Source organism: Niastella populi (assembly GCF_002078015.1).
GTDB lineage: Bacteria > Bacteroidota > Bacteroidia > Chitinophagales > Chitinophagaceae > Niastella > Niastella populi.
In genome coordinates, this window is sequence record NZ_LWBP01000260.1 from 1 (window position 1) to 11,549 (window position 11,549).

Annotated in this window: 5 protein-coding genes; all 5 read right to left on the reverse strand. The window is 43.8% G+C overall.

Annotated features, from left to right (window positions below; genetic code table 11):
• On the reverse strand, window positions 1–243 hold a 243-nt coding region (locus A4R26_RS34290; RefSeq protein WP_133054868.1), incomplete at its 3' end, for a TubC N-terminal docking domain-related protein.
• 48 nt (window positions 244–291) lie between these two features.
• Window positions 292–4,764 carry a type I polyketide synthase gene (locus A4R26_RS34295; RefSeq protein WP_081171736.1) on the reverse strand — a complete coding sequence of 1,491 codons (4,473 nt, stop codon included), beginning with the start codon at window positions 4,762–4,764 and terminating at the stop codon, window positions 292–294.
• Window positions 4,754–8,179, reverse strand: a complete 3,426-nt coding sequence (locus A4R26_RS34300) for a non-ribosomal peptide synthetase (RefSeq protein WP_165760516.1) — start codon at window positions 8,177–8,179, stop codon at window positions 4,754–4,756. The genes A4R26_RS34295 and A4R26_RS34300 overlap by 11 nt, the downstream gene beginning before the upstream one ends.
• A 40-nt stretch (window positions 8,180–8,219) precedes the next feature.
• The gene (locus A4R26_RS34305) at window positions 8,220–10,754 is read right to left on the reverse strand and encodes a non-ribosomal peptide synthetase (RefSeq protein WP_081171740.1); all 2,535 of its coding nucleotides are present in this window, start codon (window positions 10,752–10,754) and stop codon (window positions 8,220–8,222) included.
• Between the two features lie 12 nt (window positions 10,755–10,766).
• A partial coding sequence (locus tag A4R26_RS34310; protein WP_133054869.1) for a condensation domain-containing protein occupies window positions 10,767–11,549 on the reverse strand: 783 nt, incomplete at its 5' end.

An 11,549-nucleotide genomic window follows, 5' to 3' on the forward strand; every position in this document is an offset into this window, starting at 1 on the left:
TAAACGGCGTTGAGAAAACGACAACGGGTATGAGGCCTGGGGAGCAACAGGAATGATGGCTCCTTTATCGGCCTCATTTATAATATTAATCTTTAAATATTCAATGATCTTATGCTTGTGCAACTTAATTTCATCAAATATTGACTGTGGTATTTCTGCTTCGTTACTGCTGACCAAAAGATCAGGGCCATTTAAAGAAACATGCACTTTATGATCGCGTAGTTTTTTTAGTAAGCTTTTCATTACCATTTCAATTATCTATAGGAATAGGTATCAATTAACATAAAGGCATTAAATGATAGAAGCGAATTTGCTTTCTGAATTTCCTGAAAACCACAGCTTATTATCAATTTCAGCCGCTATGTCGCGAATATTTGCAGATTCAAAAAAGTCGTCTAATGAAAGAGCGACCCCAAAATCTGCTTTTATTTTCTTTAACAGGATCATTGCTTTTAAAGAGTCGCCGCCCAAATCAAAAAAGTTATCCGTAACGCCGATGTTCTCAACACCAAAAAAGTTTTGAATAATGGATGTGAGCTTTTCTTCCGTTTCTGTTTCAGGCGCTACGTAGTTATTGGTAAGATGCGCGCGAACCATTTTGGGCACTTTTATACCGGGTGCACCACTACCTGCAGCCAGTTCTCTTTTTACATTATATGCCTTCTGTATACGTGCTGGCAGGCTTTCGGTTGTTTGTAATATAACCGGCACATTTTTCAGGCCAATGCTCCATTCGAACAGCGTCACCAGTTCCGAAGGTGTTATGCCCTTTCTTTTCCCGCTCAGCTCTTTTTGCGCAACATCTTCATTGAACATTATTTCCGACAGGCCAATACATTTCCAGTTTGGCAACTCCTTAATTTTTGCTGTAATAAAGTGATCCATGTACAGGTTAGCTGCTGCGTAAGCGCTAAACCCAGCCCCGCCTAATACGGCAGATAAGCTGGAGGTGATCCATACAAAATCAGGTGTATGGTCACTGAACACCTCAAATAAATTTTCAATCCCCTTTACCTTTGCTGAAAATAAAGCCATCGCATTCTCATAAGTGATGTCTTCCGTTAATTCAAAAAAGCTTCTGTTTATATTCCCGGCCGCATGTATAATACCCTGTATGGGGCCCAGCTTTTCCGTTACATTATTTATCGTATTTATAAAAGCATCCCTGTTTGCCACATCAGCGCTGTAATAGTGCACTTCTTTGTTCAGTGACTGTAAAGATCTCAATCGGTTCACCCACTCTTCACTACCCAATTGATCTTCTATTCTTTTACGGCCGGTCAATACCAGCTTTATACGATATTTTTCCGCCAGGTACCGGGCCAGCACATACCCTATATTACCAAGGCCTCCCGTGATCAGGTATATGCCACCTTCTTTTATACAACTTGTTTGTACCTGTATATCCCTGGTGTTTTGCTGGTAATCGGGTATCCATCGCTGACCATGACGTAATGCAACGATGCGGTCAGTTACATGTATATTGTTTATTTCGTTTACAAGACCGGTTACTGTATCGACGCCTGCCTCTTCCAGGTTTATATCGAGGGTACGGCAGCTGAGCTGGTATTCCTGCGCTAGCACATTTATAAAACCCTGTAATAGGGATTGTTGGTATGCACAGTTTTCATTGCCGGTTACCTTATACAATAAATTGGTGATAACTGCCATCCGCTTTCCCTGTAATGCATTTTTTTCGAGGAATGACTGCGCTATATAGACTGCGCTGAAATAAATAAGATCAAACTTATTATTGAGCGCATCAGCAGTCCACATGTATAAAATGTCAGTAATTTCCGTTTCATCTTTTTGCAGTTCAGCCACCAGTTTTGTGAAATGTGTTTTATCCCCGGGATCGAGATAATACTGACCCTGCCTGTTTTTTTCAAAAGCTGCTCCCGGCAGCACTTCGATTACCCTGCCATTGTTCTTCTCCAGTTCTTTTCGCAGCATATCAGCAAGGTCTCCTATTGAGAACAATAAGTACACCCGGGCCTCAGGCTGCTCATACGGCAGGCACACTGTACTCTTCCAGCCGGGATAATACAACCAGTTCTTCAGCGTTTCCTTTTTTACCGGTTGCAGCGAATGATCCGCGGTCAAGAGACCGCTTTCAAACGGATCGCCTTCTGCGACATACCGGGTGGGCTCAAATGAATATGCAGGCAGGGGAATTCTTTGTCTTCGCTGGCCTTTATAATAATTATTCCAGTTAATATTCACTCCATGCTTCCATAACATGCCCCAAAAACCGGTAAGATGCTGCATATCATTCATTCGCTCTTTGGCCGCCCTGGCCATATTAAACGTTAAGGGTGTGGTATTACCTGTATATTGATTTAAAAGACCCGTCATAGCATGGCCTGCTCCCGCTTCAATATATAGAAGCTCTTTATCAAGACTCATTAAGCATTCGATCCCTGCTGAAAATTGTACGGTTTCCCTCAGGTGACGTACCCAGTACAACGGATCGCTGACCTGTTCCTGGCGCATCAGCTGTCCCGTAAGATTAGAAACGACAGCATACTTTAGCGGATGGAACGTTATTTTTTTCACTTCCTCCAGGAAGGATTCCAGAACAGGCTCCATCATGCCTGAATGAAAGGCATGCGATGTATGTAGTGGTATATTGGGAATATATTGCTTTTTTAGTTTAACGATCAATTCGTTTATGGCTGCTTCACTGCCAGAGAATATTACCTGCTGCGGGCCGTTTACCGCTGCCAGCGACACATCATCACTTAACCAGGTTTTAGCTTCCTGTTCGCTCAACGCTGCACTGAGCATTTTTCCGGGTGGCAGTGCATTCATTAACCGGCTGCGTTTTACCACCAGCTTTAATGCATCTTCGAAGCTAAAGAGCCCGCCGATGCATGCTGCTGCATATTCGCCGATACTATGCCCAATTAAATATTTTGGCGTTATGCCGAGTAGTAACATCAACTGTGCCAGCGAATAGCCGGTCAAAAAAAGCAAAGGTTGTGTATAACGGGTTTCATTGATTAAGTTATGCTGCGCATTCTCATTGGGGTAAATAACCGCGCTAAGATCTTCGCCCGTTAAAAGGCTGAACGCAGCAAACCCTTTATCCATTGTTTCCCTGAACAAAGGCTCCTGCTCGTAAAGGTCTTTACACATATTGACATACTGTGTACCCTGCCCCGGGAACATAAACACCACTTTATTACCCGGCTCTTTGCTGACCGTGAATTGATACTTCGTATTTTCTGCCTGCAATAACTCAAGTAACTCCTGTTTGTTCCGGTAAACAAGCGATTTGCGAATGCCAAAATGTTTACGGCCCTGTTGGAAGGTGAACGCCATATCGGCAAGGTTCACGTTTTCGTGTTGTTGCAGAAAACTTTTTAATTTATTAATGTACCGCAACAGGGCCCCATCGGTTTGAGCAGATAACGTAAGCACCTTATATGTTCTTGCTTCACCGGTTTCTTTAGCGGGCGGCGCTTCTTCCAGAATAGCATGGGCGTTTGTACCGCCTATACCAAAAGAGCTTACACCTGCACGCAATGCATGATCGCCTGAACGGTTCCAGTCCTGTAATTTCGCATTAACGTAAAAAGGGCCGCCGGCAAAATCGATGGCGGGGTTTGGCGCCTTGTAATGAAGACTTGCCGGTATTTTTTTAAAGTATAAACTCAATGCCGTTTTTATAAGCCCGGCTATTCCTGCAGCAGTATCGAGATGGCCAATATTCGTTTTTACGGAACCGATAGCACATGTATGATCCTGGTTACGGCCAAAGGCAATATTCAATGCTTCTATTTCAATAGGATCGCCCAACCTGGTACCGGTGCCATGCGCTTCTATATAGGAGATGGATTCAGGTTTAACCCGGCCGAGGAGCAATGCCCGTTTAATACACTCCGCCTGCCCTTCAACTCCCGGTGCAGTAAATCCTACTTTTTGATTGCCATCATTATTAACGGAAGTAGATTTAATAATGGCATAAATGTGGTCCCCATCCTTTATAGCATCCGCCAGTCTTTTCAAAACAACCACCCCGGCTCCTTCGCCGCCAACGCAACCACTTGCCTCCTGGTCAAAAGCCCTGCAATGTCCATCCATCGAATTGATCATTCCTTCCTGGTACAGGTATCCCTTATTCTTTTGTGTATTTACAGTTGCGCCGCCTGCCAACGCCATTTTTACTTCACCCAATAACAGGCTTTTACATGCAAGATTAACGGCTACCAACGAAGTAGAACAGGCTGTATTGACTGTAAAAGCAGGCCCTTTTAAATTTAATTTATATGACAGCAGCGCTGATAAATAATCTTTGTTATTCAGCTGACCAAGCGTAAACTCATCAATTTCCTGGCCGGCGTTTTTCAACATGGAATACACTTTCCAGTTAATATCTTCTCCCGCACCGGCAAAAATGCCGATCACTTCTTTTCCATCGGGGAAATGCCCTGCATCTTCCAACGCCTCCCAAACACATTCATGAAAGATCCGGTGAACCGGGTTCATTAATTCCGCTTCGCCGGGCCGGTAACCAAAAAAGGCGGAATCAAAGGCATCTTTGTCTTTTAAGATGGCCGCGGCTTTTACAAAATCGCCCTGTTTAATTTCCTGCTCATCCATTCCAAGATGCAACAGTTCTTTATCAGCGAAAAAGTGCACAGACTCTACCCCGTTCACCAGGTTTTGCCAGAACGTTCTCCAATCAGGCGCACCCGGAAACCGGCAACCGATACCCACAATGGCGATTTCCAAACCAGTATATTGTTGATTATCCTTCATTCCAATTCTTATTGAATAAATAAATGGTGTCTTCCATCATGGTGATGGATCGTTCAATATCTTCTACAGAACTGCTCTCTTCCTTTTTTCCATGCTCGTATAAATAATCAGCCAATGCTTTAATATTGGGAAGTGTAAAAGCAGTTACAACTGGTATATTCTCATTAAACCGCTTATTTATCATACTCACCATTTTTACCAGCTTCAGCGAATTACCCCCTGCCCCGAAAAAATTATCCCTTATGCCAATTGTATCTTTTCCCAATACTTCTTTCCAGATCAATACCAATTCCTCTTCTATATTATTTGAAGGAGCTTCATAACGGAACCCCGTTGCCAGTGTTTGTCCCTGCGGATCAGGCAGGCCCTTTCTGTCTATTTTACCATTCGGCGTTCTGGGCAATTGTTCCAGTTGCACATAATAAGCAGGTATCATATACGCCGGCAATGTTTTGCCCAGGTAATCACGGATACCGGTAGCGGTTATCGCAGTTTGACTTACCACATAGGCCACCAGTTCTTTTGTAAGGTCGTTGCTCTCCCTGGCTATTACCGCTGCTGCACCGATTGCCGGGTGACTAAGCAAGGCCGACTCTATTTCTTCCGGCTCAATACGGTACCCGCGTATTTTAACCTGGTTGTCTTTTCTGCCCAGGAATTCAATATTCCCATCAGGTAACCACCTGCCTGCATCACCCGTTTTATAGATCCGTTCACCCGGTTTAAATGGATTGGCTATAAATTTTTCAGCGGTCAGCGCCGGTTTATTCCAATAACCATAGGCAAGCCCTGTTCCGCCAATGCAGATTTCACCCGGCACACCAACAGGTAAAAGCCGGTTGGCTGCATCGAGAATATACATTTGTGTATTCCAGACAGGGCGGCCGATCAATATGCGGGTATCATGTTTGGTAGTAGCATAATAAGTTACATCAACAGAAGCTTCTGTGGGACCGTATAAGTTATGTATGGGTATGTTTACCTTATCATACCAGCGCCTTACAACCTCCACCGGCAAAGCTTCACCACTTGTGATCAGCTTTTGCAGGCTTTTCAACTGTACAGCAATTCCTTCATCATTAAATGAAAAATCGATAAAAGTGAGGAGCATACCGGGCACAAAGTGCATGCAGGTAACGCCATGTTTTTCTATAAGTGAGATCAAATTGGGTGGCGATGCAATATCTTCTTTGTCGCATAAGATCATTTTAGCACCCCAGCATAAAGGCATGAATATTTCCCATACGGAAACATCAAAGGTAAATGTGGTCTTTTGCAGTATAACATCCTGCGACGTAAACGCATAATGCGTCCACATCCATTGTAAACGGTTAACAACTCCTTTATGCGGCACCATAACCCCTTTTGGCTTTCCGGTAGAACCAGACGTATACATCACATACATCAGGTCTTCCGGTTTACTCACTGCTACACTACCGGCACCCGCATACACCGGTCCCTGTTCCTTAAACACCTTCAGCCAATCTTCATCTATTAAAACCTTACACGCGCTATCCTGCAAAATATAATCAATACGTTCCTGCGGGTAAGCGGTATCCACAGGCACATACACACAAGCCGCTTTTAAAACGCCCAACATAACCATGATGAGCCATTCACTGCGATCGAGTTTTATGCCTACCAGGTCACCTTTCGAAATTTTTTCATGGTGGATCAAATAGGCCGCCACCCGGTTTGCCTGTTCATCGATCTCCTTATTTGTAAAAGAATTGTCTTTAAATACCAGCGCTACCCGGTCGGGATCATTTGCTACCTGTTCTTCAAAAAGCCCGATGATGGTTCTATGCGCCGGAAAAACATGTTCCGTATCATTAAAATCGTATAAGATCCTGTTCTCTTCTTCTGGTTCGAGCATGGGCAACAACGCAACCTGTTCATCGGGATTAGCAACAACAGACTTCAACAGCCTTATATAATGCGCTACCATTCTATTGATGGTACCGGCAGTAAACAGGTTTACGCTATACTCTACCCGTACATCCAGTCCATTCCATGTTTCCGTTATATCAAAGCTGAGATCAAACTTTGAAGCGGTACTTGCTATTTGCTCCACTTCCATGCGTATTTCACCCAACTCAATTTCCGGCACAGGCGGTGTGTTTTGAAGATTGAACATTACCTGGAATAATGGATGGCGACCGGGATCGGCGCCAACGGAAAGATGCTCAACCAGTTTACTAAACGGCACATCCTGGTACTCGTAGGCTTCAATCGTGTGCCGTTTTACCTGTTGCAAAAATTGCCTGAATGGCATTTCATCGCTCAACTGGTTGCGCAGGACCAGGGTATTTACAAAAAAACCAATAAGCGCTTCGGTTGCGCGCTGTGTACGATTGGCCACTGCGGTACCAACACAAATATCGTTTTGACCGCTGTAGCGGTACAGCAATACGTTAAACGCTGCCAACAAGGTCATGAACAGGGTTGTTTCCTCCTGCTTTGACCAGCGATGCAGCGCAGTTTGTATTTTATGATCAATTGTAAAATGAAGCGAATGCCCCTTTATATTCATTACGGACGTGCGGCTATAGTCCGTTGGTAGTTCCAGTGGCAAAGCCCCCTGCAGGCGATCTTGCCAATACAAAAGCCGGCTGCCGCTCTTCGACGCATCGAACCTGCTGCGTTGCCAGATGGCATAATCGGCATATTGAATTTCCAGCTCCGGCAATTTCAGGTCACGTTCCTGCAGGTAAGCGGTATAAAACGCCGCATACTCCTTTACCATAACAGAGAACGACCATCCATCCGATGCAATATGATGCACTACCGTTACCCACAGGAAACTATCGTCATCCTCCTTCAGCAAAGCGCTTCGCAACATACTGTCATTACTCAGATCGAAAGGCTGGTTGATGAACTCACTGACAAATTCCTTCAATGCATCAGCTCCGGCCAAATCGTCGTGGTAACTCATTTTCCATTTTCCTTTCGGCATCACATGCTGACAGGGAATACCATCTTCTTCCCTGATCACTGTTCGTAATACCTCATGCCTGTCTACAATAGCATTGATGGCCTTTTCCAAAACAGCAATATTCAGCCTGCCTTTTAACCTGAGCACCAATGGCAGATGATAATCAGTACTCCCTCTTAACCGGTCAATGAGCCATATACGCTCCTGCTCATACGACAACGGTACGTTACCTGTATGAGTGGAATGCACGGGCAATATCTTCTCCCTGGCTGTATTGATAGCCTTAAAGTTCCCTGCATCGCTGTTCAGGAAATGTACGATATCTTCTTTCAGGGCCCTGATCCGATCCATTAGACCGGCATCGACCGGTTTCCCTTTTTCTACCTTAAGAAAAAGCTGTTCTTCTTTCACTGAAACAGAAATACCATTCCTTTTAGCCCATGCCAGGAGGGCAATGACCTTACCATGATCTATATTCATGATCATTTACATTAAGTATTCTACGCCTTTTACAACTGCCTTATAAGAGAAATATTTCTGATTCTTTATCATCGTAGTTTTCCGTATCTTCTCTGGCTATATATATGTACTCCGATAGATCGGAGATCCTGGTGAACCGGAACATTGTATTCATTGGGATATTCAGCGAGAATTCATCCCTGATAAATGACATTACCCTGATCATCAACAGGGAGTCGCCTCCCATTTCAAAAAAATCATCGTATATGCTTATCTGAACCGTATTTAATAGTTCTTTCCATAAGTTCACCAGCTTCGTTTCGGTTTCATTGCGCGGAGCTGTGAATTCTCCTGTTTTTTGGCCAGCATCGCCCAACTCCAGTAACTTCTTTTTATCTACTTTTCCATTTGTCGTTAGCGGCATGCCATCCAGTTCTACCCATACAGCAGGCACCATATATTCGGGCAGCCGGGTACTTAAATAATGGATCATTTCCTTTTTGGTAAAAGCATCACCAGGCACTACAAACGCCATGAGCTTTTTATTGCCCGAATTGCTTTCTTTAACTACCAATACGCCCTGTTTAATTAGTCCGCTTTGCATCATAGCCTGTTCAATTTCTCCCAGTTCAACCCGGAACCCTCTCAACTTCACCTGGTCGTCGCGACGGCCTAAAAAGACGATACGGCCATCGGGCATCCATTTGCCCATATCACCGGTACGGTATAACCTGGCGTCCGGCACATTTTTAAAAGGATCGGGAATAAATTTTTCAGCAGTTAGCTCTGGCAAATTGGAATAGCCTTTTGCCACTCCAATGCCGCCGAGATACAATTCACCGGCTACTTCTATCGGCACCGGTTGACGATCGGCGTTCAGTATATATACAGTCGCATTGGCAATAGGCCTTCCAATGCTTTCGGCTTCTTCCCGGCTCATGCCGGGCCTTATTCTATTTATGGTTGCACAAACAGTATATTCCGTTGGTCCGTATGCATTAAAGTAATTGACCTGGCTGCTTAAATACAAGGCAGCATCTGTATTCAGTTTTTCACCGGCACTGATGATAACCCGCAAAAATGAAAATTCATCCCAACGTATTACACTCAGGTAAGAAGGCGGCAGGGTAAGGACCGATATTTCTGCCGCCCGTAAAAATTTCATGAAAGCAACCTCGTCCTGAATGATCATTCTATCGATAAGCACCAGCCGGGCGCCGGCACAAAGCGCCATAAAGATCTCAGATACCGATGCATCGAAAGAAACAGAAGCGAACTGTAACACTTTATCGGTAGCCGTTATTTCAAATTGGCGGATCTGGTCCGATACCATGTTCACAAGACTATCATGCCCCAGCATAACCCCTTTCGGGCGACCGGTAGTGCCGGATGTATAAATAGTATAAGCTAATGCAGCTGCATCTTCATTCCAGGCTGTATTATCAGCACTACCTTCCAAACCGTCCAGCTCTATATCCAGTAAAAACGCTTTACCCGGAAAATCGCTCATTTGAAAAAAAGATGCGGAATCCGTTACCAGCAAAACAGCGCCTGCATCGCGTAACAGGAATCTTTTGCGCTCATGGGGCAGATCGGGATCGATGGGCAAATAGCAACCGCCGGCTTTCAGAATGCCCAACATGGCTATTACCCAATTTTCAGAGGTATAGGACATAAGCGCTACCACATCATTCGATCTTATGTTGAAATGACGAACCAGGTGATGCGCCATCCGGTTCACTTTCTCATTGAGGGCGGCGTATGACAATTGAATGTCATTATATGTCAATGCAATAACCTCAGGATACTCACGCACGCGTTGTTCGAACAAAGAAATTACGGTTGGGAAATGCATCTCATCCCTGACAGTGTTATTGAATGTAATTAGAAGCTCTTCTCTTTCATTGCTATCCAGTATCTCGATCGCACCTAAGGTGTTATCGACATTTGTCATTGCTGCAATAACATTTTGTATGTGCTTTGAAAACCGTGCAATAAACGAAGCATCAAAGGCCGCGCTGTCGTAATGAAAAAGAATTTTTATACCATCGGCCTCCTTTTGTATTTCGATCACCAGGTCGTACGGTTCATTGCCAGTCTCCTTGTGTATGGAATTATATTTTATCAGTACATTGGAGGTAACCGGTATTTCTTCCCAGGTAATTTGTTCTAAAGGAAGGTCCTGGTAAGTATAACACTGGCGAATGGTAGTTGTGATATTATTTAAATACGTACGTAATGAGCAGTCACTGGCTGTTTCCAGTATTAGAGGGATGTACCGGTTATTCTGCCGTTGCACCTGGAATAAAGGTGAATTGATCGTTACGCGGTCAACGGACAAATATTTTTTAAGTACAATACCCAATGCGCCAAGCACACATACAAAAATGCCGGAGTCATTATCTTTTACGAGATTGGTAATAACACCCCATTCATTGGGCAATAAATTGCAAACATGCAATGCGGTGTTTTTGCCCTGAACAGCATCTTTATTTTTCCGGAATACGAAACCTTCATGAAAACCGGCAAGGTAATTTTTCCAAAAGTTAACATGTTCCTGAAAATCTTTCCCCGTCAGGTGTATTTTCTCAACCATCACAATCAAAAATTAAAATTTAATACTAAAGTGACTGCCTATATTATTATTTAGTTGAAGATTGCTATCATGCTTAAAAATGAACTCGTCGATATTTATTTGCGGATCTTTCACAGCCTGCTCCAGCATCGCTAAAAACCTATCCATGAAAACCTGTATTGTGGCGGGTTTAAACAATCCCCTATTATAATCGAAGTGTATTACTATGTGATCGGCTCTTTCAAGAAACTCCAAACGAAGGTCTATTGAAGAAGTAACCTGTTCAACATCATACAGATCAATAGTCAGATCATCCAATTCGGTTACCGCCTGTTTATGGATCTGTAAATTTTGCAGTACTACCACCACATCAAACAGGGGCGACCTGGATGTATTTCCCGAAAATCCAAGACCTGAAACTATTTTTTCAAAAGGATACAATTGATGGGCATGGTTAAGCAACATTCCTTCGTTTACTTTCTGCAAAACCTCAATAAAAGAGTTGTCTCCTTCTATCTCTGTTTTCAAGGGCAGGGTATTCAAATAAAAGCCCACTTGGTTTTCCAGATCAGTATGATCTCTCATCGAAATGGGATAACCGACAATAATTTCCTTTTGTCCTGTATACCTGTATAGTAAGGCTTTTGACAATGCCAGCAACACGGTATACAGGCTGGTGTTGTATGAAAGGGTCAGTTGTAATAACTGCCGGTACTTTTCCGGATCAATAATTCCCCGTACCCGGCCTCCCCTGTGCGTAAGCACGGCTGGCCGTTGAAAATCAACAGGCAGTTCGAGCACCGGTATATTTCCTTT

Bases quoted from the DNA above. Each gene is read 5' to 3' on its own strand.
- A4R26_RS34295 (WP_081171736.1), bottom strand. From the start codon at position 4,764: ATGAAGGATAATCAACAATATACTGGTTTGGAAATCGCCATTGTGGGT.
- A4R26_RS34300 (WP_165760516.1), bottom strand. From the start codon at position 8,179: ATGAATATAGATCATGGTAAGGTCATTGCCCTCCTGGCATGGGCTAAA.
- A4R26_RS34305 (WP_081171740.1), bottom strand. From the start codon at position 10,754: ATGGTTGAGAAAATACACCTGACGGGGAAAGATTTTCAGGAACATGTT.